Raw genomic sequence first — 26521 nt, forward strand, 5'->3', positions numbered from 1 at the left:
GCCTTGCTGTAGCCAGTTGCTACGGCGGTTGGCCCCTCAGCGTCTCACTGCTGTGGCAGAGCCGCTTCGCTCTACGCAGGCTAAGAGGCCGACTACGACAGTAGATGCGCATTGACGGCGCGTGCCCGGTTTGCAAGACCGGCTAGCTCTACGACCTCGATTGCCTCGCTGCGGAGGGTCTCGACGCCTACGCAGTCGGCCACCAGGAGGCTCGGCTCGCGCCAGGCGATGACCACGCGGCGGATCGGGGAGCGGAGGATCAGCTGTGTGCAGGTGAGGGGGCGGGACTTGCGCTCCGAGCAGGGTTCCAAGGTGCTGTAGAGCGTGGCGTCGGCCAGGCGGGGGTCGTCCACGGGCAACTTGGCCAGGGCTGACTCCTCCGCGTGGACGTGGGCGTCCGTCTCGCGGGAGTAGCCATGGGCCAGTTCCTCGCCGTCGGCGCCCACGATGATGGCGCCGACCGAGAAGGCACCTTCGGCCGGCGGGCACTTGCGGGAGAGCTCGATGGCCCGCTCCATCCAGGTCACATCTTCGGCGTGCGTCATGCGGAGCCCTCCTGCTTGGGCAGGTAGCGGAGGAGAACCACGTCGCCGATGGTGCGGGCCTCGGCGAGGTGCATTCGGTGGCTGGAGCCTCCGGGGTAGGCGGCCGGGCGCAGGAAGCGGGGGGCGTCCGGATCTCCGACGACTAGCGGGGCGATGGCGAGGTGAATCTCGTCAGCCAAGCCCTGCGAGAGGAAGGCGGTGTGGATCTGGCCGCCGCCCTCCACCATCAGCCGCTCTATACCGCGGGCTCCGAGGTCGTCCAGAAGGGCGCCGAAGTCGATGGTCGGGCCGGTAGAGACCACGTCCGCCAGGCCGGCGAGGCGCTCGCGGAGCTTTTCCTCGCCTGCATCCGTGGTGTAGGCGAGCTTCTCGCCGCCGTGGTGCCAGAACTTCAGGTCGGCCTCCAGGTCTCCGCTCGCGGAGATGGTGACCTTCAGGGGGTACGCGGGCTTGCCGGAGGCGACCCGTTCCGCTCGCCGCTCCTCGCTGTTCACCAGCAACCGGGGGTTGTCGGAGCGCATCGTGCCGGCGCCGATCAAGATGGCGTCAGACTCGGCACGCACCTGGTCGACCCGGTCGAAGTCTTCGCTGTTGCTCAGAAGGAGGCGTTCGGTGCTGGTGTCGTCGATGTAGCCGTCCACGGATGTGGCCACGCTCAAGAGGACGTAAGGGCGGGGCATCGGGGTCTCCTTCATGTGCTGGTCGGGGCGAGGAAGCTTGGTCAGGCCTGGCGCAGTACTGCCTCGGTCATAGCATCTTTGAAGTCGTTCACGCCGGGGACCGTACGCCATTGATCAAGTACGGCGTCGAGCTCGGCCAGCTCGCGTGAGATGCGGTCGGACCCGGTCTCCTTCGCGATGGCCAGGGCCTGCAGTCCGATGGAGGCTGCCTGCTCGGCTTCACCCGCGCGGGCCAGAGATACGGCCTCCCGCCCCAGATAGACCCCGCGGTCTCGGTGGTAGCCGGCGGGCAGTCGGCTGATGGCGTTCCGGAAGCCTGCGGCTGCTCCGTGATGGTCCCCGAGTGCAGCAAGGCTGTGAGCTCGTTGCACGTCTATGTACGCGCCGTCGAGCCATACGCCCCACGGCGAGCTGGGGTCCGGGTCCATGGTTGCGTGCAGTTCGCGCGCGTGTTCGTACGCCCGCTGTGCCATGAGCGGGTCTTTCCGCAGGGCGTGACCGTGGGCTCCGTACGTAGCGGCCACCGCGGCTAGGCGGCTCCTCGGCGCCGCTCGGTCCTCTGCTGCCTCGGCCACGTCCACGGCCTCGATCGGATCGTTCATGTCGCCGGCCAGTTGGCTGCGGCGCGCCAGGATGTATGTGGTCAGCTCACCGTCGCCCGCCATGTGGGAGGCCTCCAGGGCTTCCCGCATCCAGTGCTGAGCGGCGCGGAAGTCCCCGAGATCCTGATAGAGCCAGCCGCACAGCTCGGAGTACTGGGTCTGCAGTTGGAGGAGCTGTCGGCGATCGGTGCCACGGCGATCCGCGCGCAGTGCCTTGATGGCGGCGATCTGCTGCTGAACCGTCGGTATCACCCGATGGGGACCGAACAGGTTGTCGTTGTCGATCAGCACGCGTCGGGTTGCTTTGAGCAGCTCGATCGGGTCGGCCCCTGAGGCGATGAGATCAGATCGCGGGGTGGGGCTCGCTGCTGCTGAGAGGTCGGAGGCCGCGGCGATCGCGGCACCAGCACCGAGCGCGCCGATCAGAGCCCTTCGAGATAGGGACACGAAGATGATCCTTCCGTCATCGGAACGTACGGGGATGGACATCCCCTCCTCCGACGGTGCCTCAGGCTCCACTTCCTCAGCCAGGGCCACAGAACCGTTGGCCACATGGGGCCCTGGATTGGCCACATCCCCAGTGGGGAGGGCCTCAACACTGACCCCTTCGAGGATCGATACGTGGAGCCGGACGAGCGAGCCGCTCGCGCCGAGCGCGTCGTCGTACGCCCGGACCAGATCGACGGATGCGGCCTGCCCGCCGCGCTCCACTCGGGCCATGTAGCTGGTGTTGAACAGGATCGATCGGCTGAGCTTGCCCAGCGATAAGCCTCGCTGTGTGCGCCAGGCGCGCATCTCGGCACCGAGGTAGTGCTGAGGGCTTGCATGCGGTGTCAGATCGTTCGGTCGCTGCCCCACTCGTCCCCCCTCATGCGGCCTATGTGGCCGCCCGAGGGCGGCCACATAGCAGATCTGTCGGTCCATCAAATGCCTGGTCTACAAAGGATGCAGAGGGCAGCGACAGCCTAGCGGCGCAGGTCGAAGCCCTCCATTCGATCCGAGTGGAGGAGGCAGATTGTGGCAACGGCAGTTGGTCGTGATCCCGTCACGCGTCGAGGCGGTGACGTCCGGGGCGGTATGGGGCACGGGCTACTTCTCCTCCAGCTCCGCAACCCGCTCACGGAGGTCGGTGACCTCACCCTGGAGCCGCGCGACCTGTTCGCGGAGCTCCGCGATGGCGGTCTCGGGGCCGGCGAGCTTGGCGGCCTCGGAGGCTTCGGCGGTCAGGAACGCCCCCTTGCCCTGATGGCTGACCGCGAGACCGTCCGTCTTGAGCTGGCGGATGGCGTCGCGAGCCACGGTCACGGTGACGCCGTACGTCGCCTGGAGGTCTGCCAGGGACGGCAGCTTGCGCGACTCCGCGAACTCTCCGGCCGCGATCCTCCGCCGCAGTTGCTCGGCTACCTGCTGGTAGGCGGGCTTGCCGGTCCACTCGACCATCTGCACCTCATGTCTCTTAGCAGTCACTGCCTCAGTGTGCCCAAGTGGCACAGGGAGAGCTAGGACTCACCCTGCGCTTCCGCGGAGAAGCACTTGCACAACTCTGCCTCACAGTGCACTCTGAGGCGAAGTTGAGCTTCTTCGGAAGCCCGACCCGATCGGCCGCAACTGCCTTACAGGCAGCTGTGATCGAGGCCGAATTTGTCGTGCCCGGAGGGCCCTCGAAAGGGGTCTGAAGGAAGCACTCGTTCCCTGAGAACTCAACAGCGTGCCAAGTGAGACGAGACGGGGCGTGATCCCCGTCCCTAGGGCGACGGGACGTCGCCGGCGGCCACTTCTTCCGCGTGCTGGCTCTGGAGAGCATCCCTCGGGGTGCCACCCGGTACGTGCCGCCCTGCTGGCGCCAGAGCAGTGACGATGGCGCACCCGACTCTCAGGCTCGGGGCCGGCATGCCGTGGCAACGGTGCGCCGGCGAAGCCTCGCCCCTCCGATCTGGAGGCTGCTGTGTCCCTTCGACCTACGTGGGCGCTGCCCGTGCTGGACCGGTACGGCCAGCCGCGCCCCATGCGTCACCGCTGAACTGCGTCGCGAAGCGGTGGCGGCTCCACGTCTGGTGCCGCTTCGCGAGGCCGCAACACCCTCCGCAGTTTCCCAACGCTGCGGCCGGTTGCCTCCCCTGCCTGTACGGCGCCTGCGCGCCCTACAGGCAGGGCTGCGGGGAGCCGCGAGATTCAGGGCTTCATCCCCGGGGCTGGTCGCCTCTCGCCAAAGACCGCGACCGCCTCGGTATCCCTTCGACTTCAGGAGAACGACGATGCGTACGTACATTGGCGGCCAGGAGGCCGTGAGCGTCGACGAGTTCATCGAACTGGCCCTCGGCACCCCGCTAGAGCTCTGGCTCGGGGTGGAAGGGGAAAGCGAGGAGGAGCGTGCGGCTCGCCTGGACGCGGCCCGCGACATCCTCGCCGAGAACCCCGACCTGCCGGACGACGTGAGCCGGGTCGCCGCCCAGGTGATCGAGGCCAACGCCCCGGAGCTGTTCAACGTCGTCCCGCTCACGAAGCGGCCCGCCGGCCGCCGCCCGGCCCGCAAGGGGGCCGCAGCATGAGCCAGACCCTCACGGCTCTGTCTGCCGCCCTCCCGGTCGCGGCCGGATGGTCCCTGCACAGCCTCCGCTTACGGCGCCGGATCGAAGCCGCCCGTCGCGATCCGCTCACCGGCCTGCTGACCCGTGATGGATTCGCTGAAGCTGCGCGGCGCGGGCTGGCGTCCATCAGGCCGAGGGCGGTGTGCCTGATCGACCTCAACAAGTTCAAGCAGATCAACGACACCTACGGCCACGCCGCTGGAGACGCGGTCATCCGCGCTGTCGGCGAGAGGCTGAACGAATGGGCACTCAACAACGCGGCTGTCGTCGGCCGCTTGGGGGGTGACGAGTTTGCCGCTGTGGCTCCCGCGTACAGCGAGAACCAGCTCACCGAGTCCATCGGCAGCCTGATCGCTGAACTGGAGCAGCCGGTCGAGTTCGGAGAACACTCGCTGACCGTCGGCGTTGCGATCGGTTCAGTCTTCTTCGACCCGCGTACCGACCAGGCAGACCTCGCCCAGCTGCTGCGGGTGGCAGATGAGCAGATGTACCAGGCCAAGCGCGGCGGCGCTACGTGGATGAACGCCGTGAGCCGCACCTCGGAGAGGGCGACGGTTAACGGTCGCCGCCCCGGCCGTCGCGGCACTGCGACCACCGGGACGGAGACGGCCGCATGAACGGTGTTCAGATCCGTTCAGCGGAGCGCGCGCTGTCCGTCGGAACGTGGCTGATCGTGTCCGGAGCCATGCTCTACTCCGTCCTCACGGTCACCCCGCTGATGACCGCGCACACTCCGGCCGAGTGGCGCTGGACCGCCCCGATCCTGCCCCTGGTAGTGGATGCGGCGGTAGTGATCGTGGTCCGCCTCGACTCCGTTCTGGCCCGCCTTGGCGGGCACGGCGGGCGGTGGCCGATCGCGCTGCGCTGGATGACCGGGGGCATGACCCTGGCCCTGAACGTCGCGGACTCTGCTCTGCAAGGAGACCTGGTCGGGGTCTCGGTCCACTCCGTCGCCCCGCTCCTGCTGATCGTCACCGCTGAGACCGGACTCGCCTACCGGCGGGCCATCACCGCCGCCATGAACGCCCTGAAGGCAGAGCAGCGGGCCGAGCGGGAAGCGCGTCAGCAGGCCGTCTTCGACCGTGAGGAGCGGGCGGAGCGGCGCGAGCGTGAGCGGCGCGAGCACGAGGCCGGGCTGGCCCGTGAACAGCGAGACCACGAGGCCCGGCTGGCTCGTGAACGCGCTGAACACGAGGAGCGGGTACGGCGCGAGGAACGCGAGCGGGAAGAGGCCCGCGAAGCCCGGGAACGGGCCGAGCGTGAACGTGTCCAGCGTGAGCGTGAACACGAGCAGCAGCAGCGTGAACGCCGTGAACGCGAAGAGGCCCACCGGCGCGAGCAGCAGCAGCGCGAGCGGGCCGAGCGTGAACACCGTGAACAGACCGAGCGGGCGGAACGGGCGGAGCGTGAACGCGCCGCCCTGCTGGCCGCCGGCCCCGCCACCGAGAAGCTGCCGGAGAGCCGGGCCCGCCAGATCGTGCTCGCCGCCTACTCGGCAGAGCTGCCCGTGCGGGCCGCAGTCGAGCTGACCGGCTGGTCGCTCGGCTGGGTCTCCTCCCGCTACAGCGAACTGCGTCAGAACCAGCCTGACGCTGCCAGGGCCGCCTGATGTCGGCGCTGACGTTCGCCAAGTGCTCCGACCCGGACGGCGCTCGATTCGGAATCCCGACCTGCCCGGTGCGCCTGACCCCCGAGCCCCTGACCACCCTCTGAGCCGCACGGATCACGTCGTGCGGGGCCCGGACGGTCGGCCGTCCAAAGCGCCGTCCGGGCCCCTTCCCAACAACTCCACACAGGGAGCAGACCCATCGTGTCTGAGATCCACGTCATCGAGCAGCCGGACGAAGAGCCGGACAGCGCACAGAACCCCATGGGGTCGGCATCGGTGCTGCCGTTCCCGATGCAAAAGGGCAAGGCCGAGCCTCTCGCCCCGGGCGAGGCCCGGCCGGGGGAGTGGGAGGCTGAACTCCCCGACGACCAGCCCGACGACAACGGCGAGGCCGCCGAGGGCGATCCGGTGGACCCGCCCAAGCACGAGTTCCCGCCCTCGATCGCCGAGGTGATCGAGGCCAAGGACAAGGCGCGGCGCCCGGTGCTCCCGGACTGGCTGACCAGCGCCCAGCAGCGTGCGGCCGTGGCGAAGTGGGCGGTCGGCCACTACGGCCGGACCACTGCCTTCCACCTGGTACGGACCCCGGTCTACTCCGCGAAGCTGCTGGCCTACGCCCCGCGCGGCGCCTTCCGCTGGATCGGAGCATCCGGCCGCTGGGTCTCCGACGCCGAGGGTCTCCCGGTCCGCCTCGCCGCCGTCCGTACCGAGGACGCGGGGGAGTACCTCAAGCTCTCGCGGCAGCGGGATGCCCGGGTGAAGCTGCGCGGCATCATCGCCACCCTGGCCAGCGTGATCGGTCTCGGCGCGGCCCTGGCCATGTGGGTGCTGGCCCCTGCCTGGCTGCTGACCCTCGCCCTGATCGCCCTCACCGGCGCACTCGGGTGGGCAGGGGCGCCGACGGACCGGCCGCTGATCGACGCGGCCAAGGTGAAGTTCCGCCACCGCAAGCTGACCTCGGACATCGTGACCCGCGCCTTCCTGGCCGCCGGACTGACCAAGCCCGACCAGGGCATCGCGTTCCCGCAGCCCATCCGGCAGGACGGCGACGGCTGGCGGGTCGTGGTGGACCTGCCGTACGGCAAGACGTTCTCCGATGCGGTCAAGAAGCGCGATGCCCTCGCATCGGGCATCGACGTGGCCGAGACGCAGGTGTTCCTGGATCGCGATACGACCAGCTCACGCCGGGTCTCGATGTGGGTCGCCAACCGCGACCCGCTCGCCGTCCCCACCGGCCGCACCCCGCTCCTCGGCGCGGACCGCGTGGACTTCTGGAAGCCCTTCCCCTGGGGCCGCGACGAGCGCGGAGTCGAGGTCGAGATCAGCATGCTCTGGCTCTCGCTCCTCGTCGGCGCCGTCCCCCGGCAGGGCAAGACGTTCTCCGCCCGCACCATCGCCCTCGCTGCGGCCCTGGACCCGTACGTCCGCCTGTACGTGTTCGATGGCAAGGCCTCCCCGGACTGGCGGAAGTTCTCGATGGTCGCCCACCGGGTCGGCTTCGGCACCGTCCCGCAGGGCGGGCTGGACCCGGTCATGCACCTGGTCAACTCGCTCCAGGAGCTCAAGGCCGATGTGGAGGACCGCTACCACCGGCTCTCCGAACTGCCCCTGCACGTCTGCCCCGAGGGCAAGCTCACACCGGCCATCTCACGGGGCAAGAAGTACGACATGCCGCTCGTGCTGTTCGTGGTGGATGAGGTGCAGGAGTACCTGATGCACCCCGTGCACGGGAAGACCATCCTTGACCTGCTGGTCTTCCTCGCCCGCGTCGCGCCTGCGGTTGGTGTCTCGGTGATGACCGCGACGCAGAAGCCCGACGACACCGCCTGCCCGTCCGTGCTCCGTGACCAGCACCAGGCCCGTTTCGCCCTGCGGGTCGGCGCCTACCAGGTCTCGGAGACCATCCTCGGCGCCGGATCGTACGGCGAGGGCCTGGACGCCTCACGGCTGCTGAAGTCCCACAAGGGCGTCGGCCTGCTCAAGGGCATGTCCGACGATGCCGGGATCGTCCGCACCTACCTCGCCGATGGCCGCGACGCAGAGACCATCCTCACCCGCGCCCAGGCCCTCCGGCAGGCGGAGGGCACCCTCACCGGCGACGCCGCTGGTGAGGCGCCGGCCGACGGTGCGCTCGCCTCGATCCTGGATGACGTGGCCGCGGTCATCGGCAAGGGCGAGAACAAGATCTGGTCCGAGACCATCGTGGACCGCCTCGCCCAGCACCGGCCCGAGGCCTACGGGCCGTGGGCCGAGATGGAGCCCAAGCCCAAGGCCGAACAGCTCACCGCAGCGCTCAAGCCGTACGGCATCGGCACCGAGCAGATCAGCCGCCGCATCGACGGAATCCAGGTGAACAAGCGCGGCATCCTCCGCGCTGATCTCCTCAAGGCGATTACGGAGCGCAACAAGAAGCGGGACGCGAACTAGCCCGGAAAGGCCGCTACCGGTAGCAGGGGGACTTGCTACCGGTAGCGACCCTGCTAGCGACCGAAACGATCCCTGATCAGGTTGCTAGCAAGTAGCGGCCCACCTGCGAAAACGCCGAAATCCCCGCCCTGGAGGCCCTTTGTGACCCTCTCCCTGCTCGCTATCACTCTCAGCCTGGTCGTCACAGTCGGTTACATCGGAGTGTGTGCGGCCTCGCCGTTCGGCCGCTGCCGCAAGTGCAACGGACTCGGCTTCGCCCTGGCCCACGACCGCAAGGGCAAGCCCAAGCGAGGCAAGCACTGCCGCCGCTGCGACGGCCACGGCATCCGCATGCGCGTCGGCCGTCACCTCTACAACCTGTGGGCCCGCACCCACCGCAACGGCACCCGCTGAACGCCACTGACTGGAGTCGCCATGACCTTCACCATCTCCGCGGTCCTGCTCTTCGGCGCCGGATCGTTCGTCGTCCTCAAGTCCAAGTCCGCCGGAGCCGGAGCCGCCATCGTCCTGTTCCTCTTCGGCTTCTTCACCGCCGGGACGGGCGCATACGAGCCCATCACCAACCTCGTGAAGTCCGCCGCCGTCGCGGTCACCGACATCGCTGAGTAAGGAGGCGCCGCCGTGAACCGCCACGACCCCGCCCGCCAGGAGACCACCGTGCCCCACCACCCGGTGCCCATCCCGCCCGCCCCGCTGGCTGTCCACCACCCGCACGCCGTCCCGGACATCCAGACCATCCAGCTCCCGGACGGCCGCATCATCACGGGCTACGCCGTCGCCCCCGCCAAAGCCCCCGAGCCCGTTCCGGAACGGCCGGCCATCAACCCGCTCGCCGTCAACATCGCCCTCGGAGGCATCGGGTTCGCCGCGGCATGCGGCGGGCTGATGCTCCTGACCACCTTCATCGCCGCGGTCGCCGCGCTCATCCAGCAACTCGTCATCCTGGCCGCCGTCATCTTCGGCGGCTTCATCGCCACCCAGGTCCTCGGCACCAACCACGGCCGCGACAGCGGCGGGATGGTCGTCAACATCCGCCGGGCCGTCTTCAAGCGCAACAACTTCCGAGGGTGAAGGAGCCATCCATGTTCGAGATCCGCGTCGTCTGCAGCCCGACCGAGGCACCCGAGATCACTAAGGCTCTGGAAGAGACGTTCACGACCGGGCCGGTCCGGCGGTACGCCACTCGCGACGGTGAGCGGGTCCGCCTGTACGTCACCGCCGAGCAGCAGCCGAGCCACTGGCCCGCTCCCGAAACCGCCTATGCCACCGCGCCGAGCGTTATCAGTGAGATCGGCTGGACCGCCCGAGGAGTCCGAGACTGCCTGCACGGCATCCACGTCCGCGAGTTCTGGCTCCGCAAAGCCGCACTCCTGGACCGGGTCGCCCTCACTGACGACGACCCCGTGAGCAGCGACGCAGCCACTCTCGCCGTAGAAGCGGCCCGGCGCCTGATGGACATCGACCAGACCGCCGGCCTCGGCCCCAACGGCTACGCCGACGGCCCGTACACCCCGGACCACCCGGACAGCATCCGTGACCCCCGCGGCTACGTCCGCCAGGAGTACGCCGTCTGGAAGCGGCACCACTAGCTGTGCCCGGGGCGGTCGCCTCTCGCCAAAGACCGCGACCGCCCCGGTTCTCCGTCCCTTCGACAGAAACAGGAGACCACCAGCATGACACCCGAACCCGAGTCAGAGCAGTACGCCTCTGTGCTGCCCCTGCGGGCAGCACCCGCCGGCAGCCTGGAGCGCGTCCCGCCGCACGACCTGGAGGCCGAACAGGCTGTCGTCGGCGCCCTGATGCTGGCCCCCGAGGTGACCGCACAGGTGGCCGCGGCGATGGACCCCGCCGACCACTACCGCCCGGCCCACGAGACGATCCACCGCGCGATCCTGGACCTGCACGGCCAGGGACAGGCCGCGGACCCCATCACTCTCGGCCACCACCTCGACCACGCCGGTGTCCTCGGCAAGGTTGGCGGACGGCCCTACCTCCACACCCTGGTGCAGGCGGTCCCCAGCACGGCCAATGCCGAGTACTACGCAGGGATCGTCCACCAGCTGGCGCGCCGCCGCCGCAGCATCGAGGCCGGTACCCGCATCGTCCAGGCCGGCATGTCCCCGGACGCCACGGACGACGACCTGCGTGAAGCCCTGGCCCTGGGCGCCGAGACGATCCCCGGCACGTGGGCGGATCCCATCCCGCTCAACGTCCAGCCCACGCTCCCGCCCTTCCCCACGAATGCCCTCCCTGGGTGGCTCGCCGACTACGTTGCCGCCGTCGCGGAGGAGACGCAGACCCCGCCCGACATGGCCGGAGCTCTGGCCCTCTCTGTCTTGTCCGCAGCCTCAGGCGGTCGGGCCGTGGTCCAGGTGCGCGGTCGCTGGAGGGAGCCCACCAACCTCTTCGTGGTGGTCGCGCTCGGTCCCGCCAACCGAAAGTCCTCGGTCTTCGCCGCGATGACCCGCCCCCTGTACGAGGCGGAGAAGAGCCTCGTGGAGGGGGCGAACCTCACGATCGTGGAGGCGGAGGTCACCGCGAAGATGGCCCGCGAAGCAGCCGACAAGGCCGCAGCCCAGGCCGCGAAGGCGGAGGGCCCGGAGCGGGACAACCTGATCGCCGAGGCCATCGGCCTCGCCCAGGTCGCCGAGACCCTGACCGTGCCGGCCAGCCCGCGACTCCTCGCCGATGACGCCACTCCCGAGGTCATCACCACCCTGCTCGCCGAGCAGGGCGGCAGGCTCGCGGTCATGTCTGCCGAGGGCGGCATCTTCGACATCATCGCCGGGCGCTACTCCGGGATCCCCAACATGGAGGTCTTCCTCAAGGGCCATGCCGGCGACCGGCTCCGGGTGGACCGTCGGAGCCGTGAGGAGTTCATCGAAGCCCCGGCCCTGACCATGGGCCTGGCCGTCCAGCCCAGCGTTCTGGAAGAGATCGGCAAGAACCGCGGCTTCGACGGCCGCGGCCTGCTGGCCCGCTTCCTCTACTGCCTGCCCGAATCCCTCGTCGGCCGCCGGAGGATCAATCCGGGGCAGGTGCCGGCCGCGGTGGCGGAGACGTACGAGCGTAACGTGTACGCACTCACCCTGCGGCTGGCCGACTGGACCGACCCATTCGTCATCCAGCTCACCCCGGAAGCCGGTCGGGCCTTGATCGCCTACGAGGAGCGGCTTGAGCCGCAGCTCAGGGCCAAGGGCGGCAGGCTCGGCCACATCGACAAATGGGCGGGCAAGCTCATCGGCGCCACCGCCCGCATCGCCGGAGTCCTCCACCTCGCGACCCATATCGACGGTGGGCACCACGAGCCCATCACCGAGGCCACGCTGCGTGCAGCCATCGAGATCGCGGACTACTTCACCGCCCATGCCCTGACCGTCTTCGATCTCATGGGCGCAGACACATCGCTGGCCCGGGCCCGCGTCCTACTGTCGGCTCTGGAGCACAACGGGTGGGAGAGCATCACTCGCCGCGACCTGTTCGCCAAGCTCTCCCGCTCCGAATTCCCCACGGTTGCCGAGCTGGAGCCTGCCCTCGCGCTCCTGGAGGAACACGGCTACCTCCGTACCGACACCCCGCCCCGGACCGGTAAGCGCGGACGTCCGCCGGCCCCTCGGTACCTCATCCACCCCAACGTCCGGGAGCCCAAGGCGTGAGCTCGCGATGGAGCTGCACCCCCTGTAACCCGCCGCAGAAACCGCAGAATCCGCAGAAACCCGCCACCGCCCACTCTGACCAGCGGCGACACCCCAGCAGCGCGACCGCCGCAGAAAGTCTTCGAACTCCCCCAGAAATCATCGCCCACAGCTGGCGCCGCCTCGCCCCATGGGCCACCACCTATTTCTGCGGAGATTCCCGAGGTTTCTGCGGCGCGTACCGCCATCTTCCGAACGCCGCAGGTCAGGCCGCAGATCCCGGTATTTCTGCGGATTCTGCGGTTTCTGCGGCGCCCCGCCGTCCCGTAGCTCAACACCTGCCCCGTGGAGGAACAGTGGCCGCACCGCGTGACGAGATGTTGACCATCCCCCAAGTCGTTGAAGAGATCGGCGTACCTCTGGCCACGTTCTACCGCTGGCGGCAACTGAGGAAGGGCCCCAAGGCCATCAAGCTCCCGAACGGATCGGTGCGAATCCGGCGCTCTGAGCTGGACCGCTGGATTGCCACCCTGGAAGAGGCCGCGTGACCAACCGCAAGACCGCGAACGTGCCGGGCCCCCGCAGCAGCGGGGGCCCGGCCCCCACGGCGGAACTCACCTTGACCACGGATGTTCGGATATGGAAGATCAGCAAGCTTTCCAGCAAGTCAGCCCCCTACCAACTGCGGTGGGTTGTGGCTGGGCAAGTCCGGCACGCCACGTTCGCCACCGTGGCGCTTGCCGAAAGCCGCCGCTCGGAACTCTGGAACGCGATGTCGAAAGGGCAGCCGTTCGATGTCGAATCGGGCTTGCCGGAGTCCGAGGTCCGTAAGGCTGCCGCCAAAGAGAACGTCCGCCCCGATCCCACCTGGTGGGACTTCAGTCGTGAGTACATGGCCGTCCGGTGGCGGACAGCTGCGGCGAAGACCCGCGAGGGACTGGCGGACAGCCTCGCCACGGTGGCCCTCGCGATGATGGGCGACGGTGCCAAGGCGCCCACCCTGGAAGAGGTACGGCTGGCGGTGCGCTGGGCTGTCGTACCGGCGCACAAGGGCGAGGAGCCTCCGCCGGAACTGGCGCGGACCTGTACGTGGCTCTCGCAGCGCTCCCGGCCCCTCTCGGACCTACTGGACCCGAGAGTGCTCCGGGACGTCCAGTACCGGCTTTCGTTCAAGCTGGACGACACGCCCGCGGCGGGGGAGACCTACAAGCGGCGCCGACGCGGCTTCAACACCGCCATGGAGTACGCGATCGAGTCGGGTTACCTGGACGCGAACCCTCTCGCCGGGGTGAAGCGGGCCGGGCCCAAGGGCGGTGACGCTGTGGACCCCAGGGTTCTGGTCAATACCGTCCAGGGCAGCCAGCTCCTGACCGCCGTCTCCTACGTCGGCTCCGTCCACCGCAACCGCGGGCGACGACTCATCGCGTTCTTCGCTTGCCAGCTCTATGCGGCGATGCGGCCGGCGGAAGCGGTCGGGCTGAGGGAGCAGGACTGCCACCTCCCCGAAACGGGGTGGGGCACCCTCACGCTCAGGGAGACGCTGCCGGTGTCCGGCAAGAGGTGGACCGACTCCGGGAAGCGCCACGACAAGCGCGGCCTCAAGTCGCGCGAGGCCAAGGCGGACCGCCCGGTCCCCATTCCGCCGATCCTGGTGGCGATGCTCCGCGAGCACATCGAGGAGTTCGGCACGGCTCAGGGCGGCCGGCTCTTCGCCAACGAGCGAGGCGGTGTGCTGGGGACGTCCAGCTACTGGAGGGTCTGGCAGGAGACACGGGCATTCGCCCTGCCTCCTGACCGGGCTGCCTCACTGCTCGCGCGGCGGCCGTATGACCTGCGGCACACCTGCATCACGAACTGGCTGAACGCAGGGGTCCCGGTCGCCGAGGTCGCCCGCCGCGCCGGCAACTCGCCCGAGGTCATCCACAGGCGCTACGAAGGCTGCATCGACGGCCATGAGGAGCTGAACAACGCGAAGATCGCGAAAGCCATGGGGTGGTCAGAACCCCAGTGAGCGCCAGGGATGGCCCACACTAATCTGCGCCCATGCGACAAGTGGTGAACCGATTAGGACTGTTGGGGCTTCTGATGGTCATATCCGGGTGCGGTGGCGGGCAGACGACGACCACCACGGGTGATGTGACCACGACGGTGGTGCAGGACAGCCAGTGGGTCACCACGGCGATCTCTGCCGGAGCTGTGCTCATCAGCTCGGTCGCCGCAGCCTGGACAACCCACTACTTCACCGGACGGACCGAGCGGCGGAGGCAGCAGCACGCCGACACCCAGGAGGCGGCGAAGCGCGAGCACGAGGCCAGGCTGACGCACGAGCAGCGCGTGCGGGAGCAGGTGATCGCCACGTCCACGACCATCTCGAAGATGCTCCAGGACTTCCGGGCGAAGATCGGTGAGGCGACCGAAGCTGAGGACACGTTGGCGGCCACGCTCCTGTATGACGAGTGCTTCGCCGTCGTCCGACGGCACCATGACGACGCCCTGCCCGTCATCGAAGTAATGCCGGACCTGGAGCTCCGGCAGCGGGCCAACGCAGTCTTCGAGGCCTACGGGGATTGGGCGGCCGGCACTGCGGAAGCGCTGTCGAATCTCACGAGGCGACCGGACGCCGCTGGGCTGGACGGGACGCGCGAGCAGTTCTACGAGCGCGCCCGACGGGTGATCAGCGATGCGTCCGGCTGACGCGTGGCCCACACGCCCCTCACACGGGAGCAGTGCGTAGCAACGACAAAGGCCCGGACTCAGTGGGACTGAGTTCGGGCCTTCATGCTTGGCACTTCAGCTGGTCAGCAGCGTGATCGCGCTGTCTCTGCTGGAGTGCCCCCGGCAGGATTCGAACCTGCGCACACGGCTCCGGAGGCCGTTGCTCTATCCCCTGAGCTACGGGGGCGTGTCGTTCGCGTTGCGGCGACGGGTTGAACACTACCAGCTTCCGCGGGGTGATCAGGAACCGTTTGCGGGCCTGGGGGGCATGGGTCGCTCGGAGGGGGTGGAAGTGGCAAAAACCCGGACGCGGGGGCTTAGGGCGACCTACTCTCAAGTTGTGCCAGGCGTCTCGGGCCGGGTGCTTGTTGTCGACGACAACAAGGTCATCCGGCAGCTGATCAAGGTCAATCTCGAGCTGGAGGGCTTCGAGGTAGTGACCGCGAACGATGGTGCCGAGTGCCTGGACGTCGTGCACCGCGTGTGCCCCGATGTGATCACCCTTGATGTGGTCATGCCCCGGCTGGACGGGTTCGGGACCGCCGCGCAGCTGCGGGCCGATCCGCGGACGCGGCATGTGCCCGTCGCCATCGTCAGTGCCTGTACGCAGCACGAGGTGGAGTCCGGGATCGAGGCGGGGGTCGATGCGTTCCTCGCCAAGCCCTTCGAGCCCGCCGAGCTGGTGCGGGTCGTACGCCGGCTCGTCGAGCGCAAGGATCGGCGTGAGCGGAAGGGTGGCGCGCCGGCCGGGCGCGGGAGAGGGTAACGGCGTCCGCTGTTCACATGGCGAAACCGTTCGCGGGATGGGTGGGCTTCTCCCCTAGGCTGGTCCCGTGATCCCCGCCGACCTGTCCCGTACCGTCGTGCGCGCCGTGCGCTGCGCCGTCGAGGACGGGGAGCTGCCCGCCCGGGCGGGGGTGCCCGAGCGGGTCGTCGTCGAGCGGACCCGTCCCGGCGGGGTGGGGGACTACGCCACACCCGTGGCCTTCCAGATCGCCAAGAGCGCCGGACGCCCGCCCCTGGACGTCGCCGGGGTACTGGCCCGGCGGCTCGGCGCCGTTGCCGGGATCGAGCGGGTCGAGGTGACCGGTCCCGGGTTCCTCAACTTCGTGATGGACCCGGTGTCCGTCGACGCCCTCGTACGAGAAGTGCAGGCCCGCGGGCGCCGGTACGGGTTCAGCGCCGCAGCAAGCGTCAGCATCGGCTCCAGCTCCAGCTCCAGCGCCAGCTCCGGCGGGCTGCGCGCGCGGGTCGTCGAAGAGGCCCTGCTGAGGATCCGGGCCACTCAGGGCACAGGTACGGGCATGGGCACGGGCATGGGCGCCGATGCAGCAGCAGCCGTCGCCGCGGCCGCCCCCCACACCGCGCCCGTCGCCAAGCGCGACGGGGACGTCGTCCGGCTCTACGGGGAGGACGCCGCCCGCTGGGCCATGCTCTGCGTCGCGCCGCACGAGTGCCCCTCGTTCTCCGCCCGCCTGCTCGTCCAGGACGAGTCCAGCGAGTTCTTCCGCGTGCGGTACGCCCACGCCCGCAGCCGCGCGCTCGTGCGCAACGCCGCCCGCCTCGGGTTCGGGAGCGGGCCCGGCGAGGTCCCGGACGGCGGGCCGCTCGCGCAGGTCCTCGCCGATTACCCCCTCGTCCTTGAGGCCGCCGCGCACCGGGGGGCGCCGGAGCAGGTCGTCCGGTTCCTCGTGCGGGCCGCCGACGAGCTGCTCGACTTCCACTACCGCGTCCTGCCCAAGGGGGACGAGAAACCCTCGGCCGCCCACCGTGCCCGGCTGGCTCTTGCCGAAGCCGCCGGGACGGTGCTGGCCGGCGGCCTGGACCTGCTCGGCATAGCCGCACCCGACTGCCTGTGATCTGCGAAGAGAGATACCGATGAGCCGTTCCGCGCACCCCGCCGGGCCCCGCCACGCCGACGTCCTGCCCGAGGGGCACTACTCCCCGCCGCCCGCCGACCTCAACGAGCTCGACGAGAAGGTCTGGGCGCGGACCGTACGACGCGGCCCCGACGGCGTCGCGGCCGTGGGCGGCATCCCCGTCACCACGCTCGCCGAGGAGTTCGGGACGCCCGCCTACTTCATGGACGAAGAGGACTTCCGGGCGCGGTGCCGGGCCTGGGCGCACGCCTTCGGGCCCGACGCCGACGTGTTCTACGCGGGGAAGGCGTTCCTCTCCAAGGCCGTCGTGAAGTGGCTCAAGGAGGAGGGCCTCAACCTCGACGTGTGCTCCGGCGGGGAGTTGGCCACCGCCCTCGCCGCCGAGATGCCCGCCGAGCGGATCGCCTTCCACGGCAACAACAAGTCGGAGAGCGAGATCCGGCGGGCCGTCACCGCCGGCGTCGGGCGGATCGTGCTCGACTCCTTCCAGGAGATCGCACGCGTCGCGCACGTCGCCCGTGAGCTGGGGGTGCGCCAGCCCGTGCAGATCCGGGTGACCGTGGGCGTCGAGGCGCACACCCACGAGTTCATCGCCACCGCGCACGAGGACCAGAAGTTCGGCATCGCCGTCGCCGACGGCTCGGCCGCCGAGGCCGTTCGCCGCGCCCTCGGGCACGACAGCCTCGACCTGCTCGGCGTCCACTCCCACATCGGCTCGCAGATCTTCGACATGGCCGGCTTCGAGGTGTCCGCGAAGCGGGTGGTGCAGCTGCTGGCCGCCGTACGGGACGAGCACGGGATCGAGCTGCCCGAGATCGACCTCGGCGGCGGCCTCGGCATCGCCTACACGTCCTCCGACGACCCCCGCGAGCCCCACGAGATCGCCAAGGCCCTGCACGAGATCGTCGCCCGGGAGTGCGAGTCCGCCGGGCTGCGCGCGCCCCGGATCTCCGTCGAGCCCGGCCGGGCCATCGTCGGGCCCACCGCGTTCACGCTGTACGAGGTCGGGACGATCAAGCCGCTCGAAGGGCTGCGGACGTACGTCTCCGTCGACGGCGGCATGTCCGACAACATCCGCACCGCCCTCTACGACGCCGAGTACGGGGTCACCCTCGTCTCCCGCGTCTCCGACGCCGAGCCCATGCTGGTCCGCGTCGTCGGCAAGCACTGCGAGAGCGGTGACATCGTGGTGAAGGACGCCTTCCTGCCGGCCGACCTGGCTCCGGGGGACCTCCTCGCCGTGCCCGCCACCGGGGCGTACTGCCGCTCCATGGCAAGCAACTACAACCACGCGCTCCGCCCGCCCGTCGTCGCCGTGCGCGACGGGCAGGCCCGCGTCATCGTCCGGCGCGAGACGGAGGAAGATCTCCTGCGTCTCGACCTCGGATGATCCGCATATTTCTGCGTAAAGCCCCCGGACCCCCAAAATGGATGTCCCCGGGTGACCGGGTGTCCATGCGTGTCTCACTCAATGGACCGAGGATGGAAAGTGCTGTCCATTGAGTGAGACTGGTTGAGACCCTGGCGCGCAATACCGTGCGCCGGGTGGTGATGGAAGATCGAAAGGCGTAGGTCGAATGATGCGTACGCGTCCGCTGAAGGTGGCGCTGCTGGGCTGTGGAGTGGTCGGCTCAGAGGTGGCGCGCATCATGACGACGCACGCCGACGATCTGACGGCCAGGATCGGCGCGCCCGTCGAGCTCGCCGGCGTCGCCGTGCGCCGCCCCTCCAAGGTGCGCGAGGGCATCGACCCGGCCCTGATCACCACCGATGCGACCGCCCTCCTCAAACGCGGCGACATCGACGTGGCCATCGAGGTCATCGGCGGCATCGAGCCCGCCCGCGCCCTGATCACCACCGCCTTCGAGCACGGCATCTCCGTCGTCTCGGCCAACAAGGCGCTGCTCGCCCAGGACGGCGCCGCACTGCACGCCGCGGCCGAGCAGCACGGGCTGGACCTGTACTACGAGGCCGCCGTGGCCGGCGCGATCCCGCTGGTCCGCCCGATGCGCGAGTCCCTCGCCGGCGACAAGATCAACCGGGTGATGGGCATCGTCAACGGCACGACGAACTTCATCCTCGACAAGATGGACTCCACCGGCGCCGGGTATCAGGAGGCGCTCGACGAGGCCACCGCCCTCGGGTACGCCGAGGCTGACCCGACCGCCGACGTCGAGGGCTACGACGCCGCCGCCAAGGCCGCGATCCTGGCCGGCATCGCCTTCCACACCCGGGTCCGCCTCGATGACGTGTACCGCGAGGGCATGACCGAGGTCAGCGCCGCCGACTTCGCCTCCGCCAAGCGCATGGGCTGCACCATCAAGCTCCTCGCGATCTTGGAGCGTGCCGCCGACGGCGAGTCCGTCACCGCCCGCGTGCACCCGGCGATGATCCCGCTCAGCCACCCGCTCGCCTCCGTCCGCGAGGCGTACAACGCCGTCTTCGTCGAGGCGGAGGCCGCCGGGCGGCTCATGTTCTACGGTCCCGGGGCGGGCGGCTCGCCGACCGCCTCGGCGGTCCTGGGCGACCTCGTCGCCGTATGCCGCAACAAGCTCGCCGAGGCAACGGGGCCCGGTGAGTCGGCGTACACCCAGCTGCCGGTCAGCCCCATGGGCGACGTCGTCACGCGGTACCACATCAGCCTCGATGTGGCCGACAAGCCGGGCGTCCTCGCCCAGGTGGCGACGACGTTCGCGGAGCACGGTGTCTCGATCGATACCGTACGTCAGCAAGGACGTCCGGACGGGGTCGGCAATGAAGCCTCCCTCGTCGTCGTCACCCACCGCGCACCCGACGCCTCCCTCTCCGGGACCGTCGAGGCGCTGCGGAAGCTGGACACCGTGCGCGGTGTCGCCAGCATCATGCGTGTTGAAGGGGAGTAAGGACCCATGAGCAGCAATCGCACCCACCAGTGGCGCGGCATCATCGAGGAGTACCGGGACCGCCTGCCGGTGACGGACGCCACTCCCGTGGTCACGCTCCGTGAGGGCGGTACTCCCCTCGTCCCCGCGCAGGTGCTCTCCGAGCGCACCGGCTGCGAGGTCCACCTCAAGGTCGAGGGCGCGAACCCGACGGGGTCCTTCAAGGACCGCGGCATGACCATGGCGATCAGCAAGGCCAAGGAGGACGGCGCCAAGGCCGTCATCTGCGCCTCCACGGGCAATACGTCGGCGTCCGCCGCCGCGTACGCGGTGCGCGCCGGGATGGTCTCGGCCGTCCTCGTGCCCCGCGGGAAGATCGCGCTCGGCAAGATGGGCCAGGCCCTCGTGCACGGCGCCAAGATCCTCCAGGTGGACGGCAACTTCGACGACTGCCTGGACCTGGCCCGCGCGCTGTCCGACAACTACCCGGTCGCGCTGGTCAATTCCGTCAACCCGGTGCGCATCGAGGGTCAGAAGACGGCCGCGTTCGAAATCGTCGACGCCCTCGGCGACGCCCCTGACATCCACGTGCTGCCCGTCGGCAACGCCGGCAACATCACCGCGTACTGGAAGGGCTTCAAGGAGTACAAGGCCGACGGCCTGGCCTCCCGTACGCCCCGCGTGTGGGGATTCCAGGCTTCCGGCTCGGCGCCCATCGTGCGCGGCGAGGTCGTCAAGGAGCCGCACACCATCGCCACCGCGATCCGCATCGGCAACCCGGCCTCCTGGGACTACGCACTCGCGGCGCGCGACGAGTCGGGCGGCTTCATCGACGAGGTGACGGACCGCCAGATCCTGGCCGCCTACCGCCTGTTGGCCGCGCAGGAGGGCGTCTTCGTCGAGCCCGCCTCGGCGGCGTCCGTGGCCGGTCTGCTCAAGGCCGCCGAGCTGGGCCTGGTCGACCCGGGTCAGAAGATCGTGTGCACCGTCACCGGCAACGGCCTCAAGGACCCCGACTGGGCGGTCGCCGGCGCTCCGCAGCCCGCCACCGTCCCGGTGGACGCGGAGGCCGCGGCCATCCGTCTCGGCCTGGTCTGATCCGGCCGGGCCCCACCCGGGTCCGACCCCGGAAGGCACCACCCCGAGTTGCCGGATTCCGCAGGCCTGCGGAATCCGGCAACTCGGGTCGTACGGCACAAAAGTCAACGGCATTCAGCGGAATCCACCGGAAGACACCGACACGCATCGTGCGCCTCCTGTGCGCCCTATGTCGCGAGATAACCTTCCTTCGATACGCTGTACTTACATCCGCCACCGCGCATATGACCGTGGTGCTGCCCAGAGGGCCTTCGGGTGTCGTACGTTCTCCAGTACATTCGCAGCGAGCCAGCGAAGATCTCGTCTCGCACAGTCACAAGGAGTGTCATCTGACGATGGCCGGTCCAGCGTTCCGCGCCGCCGCCGTACGGGTGCGCGTCCCCGCCAGCAGTGCCAACCTCGGCCCGGGCTTCGACGCCCTCGGTCTGGCCCTGGGGCTCTACGACGACGTCGTCGTCCGGGTGGCCGACTCCGGCCTGAACATCGACATCGCGGGCGAGGGCGCCGACACCCTCCCGCGGGACGAGAGCCACCTGCTCGTACGCTCCATGCGCACCGCCTTCGACCTGCTGGGCGGGCAGCCGCGCGGCCTTGAGGTCGTCTGTGCCAACCGCATCCCGCACGGCCGCGGCCTCGGGTCCTCCTCCGCCGCCATCTGCGCCGGCATCGTCGCCGCCCGCGCCGTGACCATAGGCGGGGAGGCCAAGCTCGACGACGCGGCCCTGCTCGAACTGGCCACCGAGATCGAGGGCCACCCCGACAACGTCGCCGCCTGTCTCCTCGGCGGCTTCACGCTCGCCTGGATGGACGGCGGCAGCGCCAAGGCGATCCGTATGGAGCCCGCCGATTCCATCGTTCCGGTGGTCTTCGTCCCGTCCAAGCCGGTCCTGACCGAGACCGCGCGCGGCCTGCTGCCGCGCAACGTCCCGCACGTGGACGCGGCCGTCAACGCGGGTCGCGCGGCCCTGCTCGTCGAAGCCCTGACCAGGCGTCCCGAGTTGCTGCTGCCGGCCACCGAAGACCGGCTCCACCAGGAGTACCGGTCCCCGGCGATGCCGGAGAGCGTCGCACTCGTCAACCGGCTGCGGGCGGACGGCATCCCCGCGGTCATCTCCGGCGCGGGCCCCACGGTCCTCGCGCTGGTCGACAACGGTGCGGCCGACAAGGTCGCGCAGCTCGCGGGCGAGGGGTGGGCGGCGAACCGGCTCGCCCTCGACGCCGCGGGCGCGAGCGTACTTCCGCTGGGCACCCAGGGCGGCTAGGCCGTACGGGCGCACCCGCCAGGGGTGGGCGGCCGGGGCAGGCCGCCCGCGCGGAAGGCGCGATTGCCGGTGATTGAGAGGGGGAATAACTGTTGGATCCGGTAGTGTTAGTCTCAAGTGCGCAGCCGAAGCCGCCATGGCTCGGCGCTCAGTGTCCCCATTCGGGACCACCTTTCTTCCGGGAGCCTCCCCGACTGCTTTGATCACTTCCAGCAGTTTCGAGCACGCTCCGGAATCGGCGTGACATTCCCACGCTTCCAGCTCGGGGGCTTCTCGCCGGAACCACCCATGCACGTTTCTTTCCGCCGTATCTCTATCGGCGGACCACCGCCCCGGCTGCGGTCCACGTCCCATCAGGCCATGGACTGCTGTCGGACAGCACAACCGGTCGCCGAGCCAGACAGGCCGACGTCCGCTCCAGGGAAGGACCCTTCGTGAGCGACACCACCGATCTGATGGGCGCTGCCGACACCAATGTCGACACCAGTGCTCCCGCCGCGGCAGCCGCGCCCAAGCGCCGCCGCTCCGGTACCGGCCTCGACGGCATGGTCCTGGCCGAGCTGCAGCAGGTCGCGTCGGGCCTCGGGATCAGGGGCACCGCGCGGATGCGCAAGAGCCAGCTGATCGAGGTCATCAAGGAGGCGCAGGCGGGCAGCAGCGCCCCCAAGGCTGCGGCCCCCGCCGCAGATGCCGCCGAGGCCAAGCCGAAGCGCCGCGCCACCAGCAAGGCCCGTACGGGTGAGGCCGCCGCGGAGGCGCCCGCCGAGAAGCCTGCCGCCCAGGCGCAGATCGAGATCCCGGGCCAGCCGGCCAGCGAGGACGCCCCGGCCGGCGAGCGCCGCCGGCGCCGTGCCACGGCCCCCTCCGGCAGCCCGGAGGCCGCGGCCCCCGCCGCCGTGCAGGTCGAGGCGAAGACCGAGGCCGTCACCGCGACCGCTCCGGCCGAGACCAAGGTCGAGGCGGCCACCGCCGTCTCCGCGCCCGCCCAGGAGGGCGACGGCCGCGGCCGTCGCGACCGCCGCGACCGCGGTGACCGTACCGAGCGCGGCGAGGGCCGCCGCGACCGCCGTGACCGCGGCGCAGCCAAGGCCGACGACCAGGGCCAGGGCGGCCAGGGCCAGGGCCAGAGCCAGGCCGGCCAGGGTGGCCAGGGCCAGGGCCAGGCCGGCCAGGGTCAGGGCGGCCAGGGCGGCGGCCGTCAGGACCGCCAGCAGCAGGGTGGCCGTCAGGACCGCCAGCAGCAGGGCCAGCAGGGTCGTCAGGACCGCCAGGACAACGGCCCGCAGGACGACTTCGACGACGAGGGCGGCCGTCGCGGCCGCCGGGGCCGTTACCGCGACCGCCGTGGCCGTCGCGGCCGCGACGAGTTCACGCCGAACGAGCCGCAGGTCGCCGACGACGACGTCCTGATCCCCGTCGCGGGCATCCTGGACATCCTCGACAACTACGCGTTCATCCGGACCTCGGGCTACCTGCCCGGCCCGAACGACGTGTACGTCTCCCTCGCCCAGGTCCGCAAGGCGGGTCTGCGCAAGGGCGACCACACCACCGGTGCGGTGCGCCAGCCCAAGGACGGCGAGCGCCGCGAGAAGTTCAACGCCCTCGTGCGTCTGGACTCGGTGAACGGCATGGCGCCCGAATCCGGCCGCGGCCGACCGGAGTTCCAGAAGCTGACCCCGCTGTACCCGCAGGACCGGCTCCGTCTGGAGACCGACCCGGGCGTGCTGACGACCCGCATCATCGACCTCGTGTCGCCGATCGGCAAGGGTCAGCGAGGCCTGATCGTGGCCCCGCCGAAGACCGGCAAGACCATGATCATGCAGGCGATCGCCAACGCGATCACCACCAACAACCCCGAGTGCCACCTGATGGTCGTCCTGGTCGACGAGCGTCCGGAAGAGGTCACCGACATGCAGCGGTCGGTCAAGGGCGAGGTCATCTCCTCGACCTTCGACCGCCCGGCCGAGGACCACACCACCGTCGCCGAGCTGGCCATCGAGCGCGCCAAGCGTCTCGTCGAGCTGGGTCACGACGTGGTCGTCCTGCTGGACTCCATCACCCGTCTGGGCCGCGCGTACAACCTCGCGGCGCCCGCCTCCGGCCGCATCCTGTCCGGTGGTGTCGACTCGACCGCGCTGTACCCGCCGAAGCGCTTCTTCGGTGCCGCGCGCAACATCGAGGACGGCGGCTCGCTGACCATCCTGGCCACCGCGCTGGTCGACACCGGCTCGCGCATGGACGAGGTGATCTTCGAGGAGTTCAAGGGCACCGGCAACATGGAGCTCAAGCTCGACCGGAAGCTCGCCGACAAGCGCATCTTCCCGGCCGTCGACGTCGACCCCTCGGGCACCCGCAAGGAGGAGATCCTCCTCAACAGCGAGGAGCTCGCCATCGTCTGGAAGCTGCGCCGGGTGCTGCACGCGCTCGACTCGCAGCAGGCCATCGAGCTGCTGCTCGACAAGATGAAGCAGACGAAGTCGAACGCCGAGTTCCTGATGCAGATCGCCAAGACGACCCCGTCGGGCAAGAACGACGACTGACGTCGCCCTGCGCACCACCGCGACCGCCCCCGCCGCACCCGCGGCGGGGGCGGTTGCGCGTTTCGGGTTCCGGCTGCCCGGTGGGCATGCGGAACCGTTTCCGGGAGCCCCTGCCCGTTTCCGCCCTTTCCCTCCCCTTCCCGCCCGTTTCTGAAAACCCGAGCCGATGCGAGCTTCGCCACACTTGCCGTTTTCGTGAACCTGCGGGGCATGGCGTACGTCCCCCGGGGAAACCGCAGGTGGGCGCGGTGTCACGGCGCGCCCGTCCCGCCCGGGCCGGCGCAGCGCACCCGTCGGGGCGCCCCCTCGGCCATGGAACCCTGGAGCCCGTTCGGCCGTCTGTGTCAAAGGGCAGTGCGGGGGAGGCCACTGGGCCGGAGATCCGGCCGGGAACGTACAGGACTGAGGAGAGCATGAGCGAGGACAGCAGGGTCGGCGGCCGGCGTGCCGCGAGCCGGCGCCGACGGAAACCCGCGAAGCGCCGCAAGGCCCTGGCCATCGCCGCGTGGAGCGCCGCCGGCGTGGTCCTGCTGGGCGGGGCGGGTCTCGGCTGGTTCTACTTCCACCTGAACGGGAACCTGAAGACGGTCGACATCGACCAGGCGCTCGGCACCGACCGCCCGCAGAACGTGGACAACGGTTCGATGGACATCCTCGTCCTCGGCTCCGACTCCCGCGGCGGCGCCAATTCCGAGTACGGCCGCGACGACGGCGGCTCGGCCCGCTCCGACACGGCGATGATCGTCCACCTGTACGACGGCCACAAGAAGGCCACCGTCGTCTCGATCCCGCGCGACACCATGGTCAACCGGCCGGCGTGCACGCTGAGCAACGGCAAGACCGACCGCGGCAGCTCGCGCTCCCAGTTCAACGAGTCGTTCACCATCGGCGGGGCCGCCTGCGCGGTCAAGACCGTCGAGAAGATGTCGGGGATCCGCATGGACCACTACATCGAGGTCGACTTCACGGGCTTCAAGAAGATCATCGACAACCTCGGCGGCGTCGAGCTGACCACCACCAAGCCGATCAAGGACGGATCGAGTCACCTCGACCTCCCGGCCGGCCAGAACAAGCTGAACGGCGAGCAGGCCCTGGGCCTCGTACGGACCCGCAAGAGCGTCGGCGACGGCTCCGACCTGGGCCGAATACAGCTCCAGCAGGCGTTCATGAAGGCCCTGATCAAGCAGGTCAAGGGCATCGGCGTCTTCGACAACCCCAAGCGGCTGCTCGACCTCGCCGACACCGGCACCAAGGCGCTCACCACCGACAAGGCGCTCGGTGACGTGAAGTCCCTGATGGGCTTCGCGCAGAGCCTCCAGGGCATCGACGCCCAGGAGATGCACATGATCACGCTGCCGGTGACCGTGGACGCGCGCGACGCCGACCGCGTCGCCCCGCTCACCAAGGAGTCCAAGATGGTCTGGGACGCCCTGCTGGCCGACCAGCCGGTTCCCGCCGAGGCCACCAAGAACTCCATGGGCGACAAGGGCACGGCCGGCGAGATCGTGAAGTAGACCTCAGTGCGACGGCGGCCCGCGACGGCGGGGCGTGCGGCTACCACCAGGGCAAAACGCCTGGTCACGCTGTTGTCGCGGGGGAGCGGAATAGATGGCGGACCCCCCTCGTTGAGGGATGCGTCCTCAGAATTTTGACAGGCAGCCCGGTCCTGGCAGACTGGTCTGTCGGCCCCGGTTCACGCAGTGCGCAATTCGGCTCCTGCGACCCGGCGCCCTCCCGAATCTAGGAGACACCTTGAAGCGCGATGTTCACCCCGAGTACGTCGAGACCCAGGTCAGCTGCACCTGTGGCGCGTCGTTCACCACCCGTAGCACCCTGACCGAAGGCACCATCCGTGCCGAGGTCTGCTCCGAGTGCCACCCGTTCTACACGGGCAAGCAGAAGATCCTCGACACCGGTGGCCGTGTTGCCCGCTTCGAGGCCCGCTTCGGCAAGGCTGCCGGCTCGAAGTAGCGAGCCCCCGGCGCCGGACCCCGGCTGCACCCTGTCCACACGGGGGCAGCCGGACCGGCGCCTTTGTCGTCCCGCAGCCCTTTTTCATACTTTTCACTTCAGGAGCCC

At 69.7% G+C, this 26521-nt stretch carries 25 protein-coding genes and 1 tRNA gene; 21 read left to right on the forward strand and 5 right to left on the reverse strand.

Features of this window, described 5'->3' with window-relative positions; genetic code table 11:
- Positions 1-92: 92 nt before the first annotated feature.
- The 4 genes from OG974_RS28110 to OG974_RS28125 form a co-directional block, all read right to left on the reverse strand.
- Positions 93-545: a deaminase gene (locus OG974_RS28110; RefSeq protein ID WP_371644821.1), complete on the reverse strand. Its 453-nt coding sequence runs from the start codon at positions 543-545 to the stop codon at positions 93-95.
- Complete coding sequence (locus OG974_RS28115; RefSeq protein ID WP_371644823.1) at positions 542-1225, reverse strand: RibD family protein; 684 nt, start codon at positions 1223-1225, stop codon at positions 542-544. The genes OG974_RS28110 and OG974_RS28115 overlap by 4 nt, the downstream gene beginning before the upstream one ends.
- Positions 1226-1266: 41 nt before the next feature.
- Positions 1267-2685: a helix-turn-helix domain-containing protein gene (locus OG974_RS28120; protein ID WP_371644824.1), complete on the reverse strand. Its 1419-nt coding sequence runs from the start codon at positions 2683-2685 to the stop codon at positions 1267-1269.
- A gap of 231 nt (positions 2686-2916) precedes the next feature.
- Positions 2917-3294, reverse strand: coding sequence for a GntR family transcriptional regulator (locus tag OG974_RS28125; protein ID WP_371644826.1), 378 nt, complete (start codon positions 3292-3294; stop codon positions 2917-2919).
- Between the two features lie 788 nt (positions 3295-4082).
- Between OG974_RS28125 and OG974_RS28130 the strand changes: the two genes are divergently transcribed.
- The 12 genes from OG974_RS28130 (at position 4083) to OG974_RS28185 (ending at position 14780) form a co-directional block, all read left to right on the forward strand.
- Positions 4083-4376 (forward strand): hypothetical protein, encoded by a 294-nt coding sequence (locus tag OG974_RS28130; protein WP_371644828.1) that lies wholly within the window; start codon positions 4083-4085, stop codon positions 4374-4376.
- Positions 4373-5032, forward strand: a complete 660-nt coding sequence (locus OG974_RS28135; protein ID WP_371644830.1) for a GGDEF domain-containing protein — start codon at positions 4373-4375, stop codon at positions 5030-5032. Before OG974_RS28130 ends, OG974_RS28135 begins: the two co-directional genes overlap by 4 nt.
- A complete protein-coding gene (locus OG974_RS28140; protein ID WP_371644832.1) occupies positions 5029-6024 on the forward strand; it encodes a DUF2637 domain-containing protein in 996 nt (331 codons plus the stop codon). The genes OG974_RS28135 and OG974_RS28140 overlap by 4 nt, the downstream gene beginning before the upstream one ends.
- Before the next feature lie 201 nt (positions 6025-6225).
- On the forward strand, positions 6226-8451 hold the full coding sequence (locus OG974_RS28145; protein WP_371644833.1) for a cell division protein FtsK: 2226 nt from the start codon (positions 6226-6228) through the stop codon (positions 8449-8451).
- 141 nt (positions 8452-8592) lie between these two features.
- Positions 8593-8844: a hypothetical protein gene (locus OG974_RS28150; RefSeq protein ID WP_371644834.1), complete on the forward strand. Its 252-nt coding sequence runs from the start codon at positions 8593-8595 to the stop codon at positions 8842-8844.
- Positions 8845-8865: 21 nt separating this feature from the next.
- On the forward strand, positions 8866-9060 hold the full coding sequence (locus OG974_RS28155) for a hypothetical protein (RefSeq protein ID WP_030708098.1): 195 nt from the start codon (positions 8866-8868) through the stop codon (positions 9058-9060).
- A gap of 12 nt (positions 9061-9072) precedes the next feature.
- Positions 9073-9522 carry a hypothetical protein gene (locus tag OG974_RS28160; RefSeq protein WP_371644836.1) on the forward strand — a complete coding sequence of 150 codons (450 nt, stop codon included), beginning with the start codon at positions 9073-9075 and terminating at the stop codon, positions 9520-9522.
- Between the two features lie 11 nt (positions 9523-9533).
- Complete coding sequence (locus OG974_RS28165; protein WP_371644838.1) at positions 9534-10040, forward strand: hypothetical protein; 507 nt, start codon at positions 9534-9536, stop codon at positions 10038-10040.
- 84 nt (positions 10041-10124) lie between these two features.
- On the forward strand, positions 10125-12107 hold the full coding sequence (locus tag OG974_RS28170) for a DUF3987 domain-containing protein (RefSeq protein WP_371644840.1): 1983 nt from the start codon (positions 10125-10127) through the stop codon (positions 12105-12107).
- Positions 12108-12442: 335 nt separating this feature from the next.
- Positions 12443-12634: a helix-turn-helix transcriptional regulator gene (locus tag OG974_RS28175; protein WP_371644842.1), complete on the forward strand. Its 192-nt coding sequence runs from the start codon at positions 12443-12445 to the stop codon at positions 12632-12634.
- 182 nt (positions 12635-12816) lie between these two features.
- A complete protein-coding gene (locus OG974_RS28180) occupies positions 12817-14097 on the forward strand; it encodes a tyrosine-type recombinase/integrase (protein WP_371644844.1) in 1281 nt (426 codons plus the stop codon).
- A 32-nt stretch (positions 14098-14129) separates the two neighbouring features.
- A complete protein-coding gene (locus tag OG974_RS28185; protein WP_371644845.1) occupies positions 14130-14780 on the forward strand; it encodes a hypothetical protein in 651 nt (216 codons plus the stop codon).
- Positions 14781-14916: 136 nt separating this feature from the next.
- On the opposite strand, the gene OG974_RS28190 is transcribed toward OG974_RS28185, so the two are convergent.
- Positions 14917-14988 (reverse strand) — tRNA-Arg (locus tag OG974_RS28190).
- A gap of 81 nt (positions 14989-15069) precedes the next feature.
- Between OG974_RS28190 and OG974_RS28195 the strand changes: the two genes are divergently transcribed.
- The 9 genes from OG974_RS28195 (at position 15070) to rpmE (ending at position 26413) form a co-directional block, all read left to right on the forward strand.
- Positions 15070-15567: a response regulator gene (locus tag OG974_RS28195; protein WP_327285781.1), complete on the forward strand. Its 498-nt coding sequence runs from the start codon at positions 15070-15072 to the stop codon at positions 15565-15567.
- 67 nt (positions 15568-15634) lie between these two features.
- Positions 15635-16660, forward strand: a complete 1026-nt coding sequence (gene nrtL, locus OG974_RS28200) for an ArgS-related anticodon-binding protein NrtL (protein WP_371644847.1) — start codon at positions 15635-15637, stop codon at positions 16658-16660.
- A 19-nt stretch (positions 16661-16679) separates the two neighbouring features.
- Positions 16680-18071 carry a diaminopimelate decarboxylase gene (gene lysA / locus OG974_RS28205; RefSeq protein ID WP_328763724.1) on the forward strand — a complete coding sequence of 464 codons (1392 nt, stop codon included), beginning with the start codon at positions 16680-16682 and terminating at the stop codon, positions 18069-18071.
- Between the two features lie 187 nt (positions 18072-18258).
- A complete protein-coding gene (locus OG974_RS28210; protein WP_371644850.1) occupies positions 18259-19563 on the forward strand; it encodes a homoserine dehydrogenase in 1305 nt (434 codons plus the stop codon).
- Between the two features lie 6 nt (positions 19564-19569).
- A complete protein-coding gene (gene thrC, locus OG974_RS28215; protein WP_327285484.1) occupies positions 19570-20640 on the forward strand; it encodes a threonine synthase in 1071 nt (356 codons plus the stop codon).
- 335 nt (positions 20641-20975) lie between these two features.
- Positions 20976-21902, forward strand: a complete 927-nt coding sequence (thrB, locus tag OG974_RS28220; RefSeq protein WP_030295292.1) for a homoserine kinase — start codon at positions 20976-20978, stop codon at positions 21900-21902.
- A gap of 434 nt (positions 21903-22336) precedes the next feature.
- On the forward strand, positions 22337-24442 hold the full coding sequence (rho, locus tag OG974_RS28225; RefSeq protein ID WP_328763726.1) for a transcription termination factor Rho: 2106 nt from the start codon (positions 22337-22339) through the stop codon (positions 24440-24442).
- Positions 24443-24855: 413 nt separating this feature from the next.
- The gene (locus OG974_RS28230) at positions 24856-25956 is read left to right on the forward strand and encodes an LCP family protein (RefSeq protein WP_327285486.1); all 1101 of its coding nucleotides are present in this window, start codon (positions 24856-24858) and stop codon (positions 25954-25956) included.
- Between the two features lie 238 nt (positions 25957-26194).
- On the forward strand, positions 26195-26413 hold the full coding sequence (gene rpmE / locus OG974_RS28235; protein ID WP_030153765.1) for a 50S ribosomal protein L31: 219 nt from the start codon (positions 26195-26197) through the stop codon (positions 26411-26413).
- Positions 26414-26521: the final 108 nt, after the last annotated feature.

The sequence above is a fragment of the Streptomyces sp. NBC_00597 genome, assembly GCF_041431095.1.
In the GTDB taxonomy this organism is placed as follows: Bacteria; Actinomycetota; Actinomycetes; order Streptomycetales; family Streptomycetaceae; genus Streptomyces.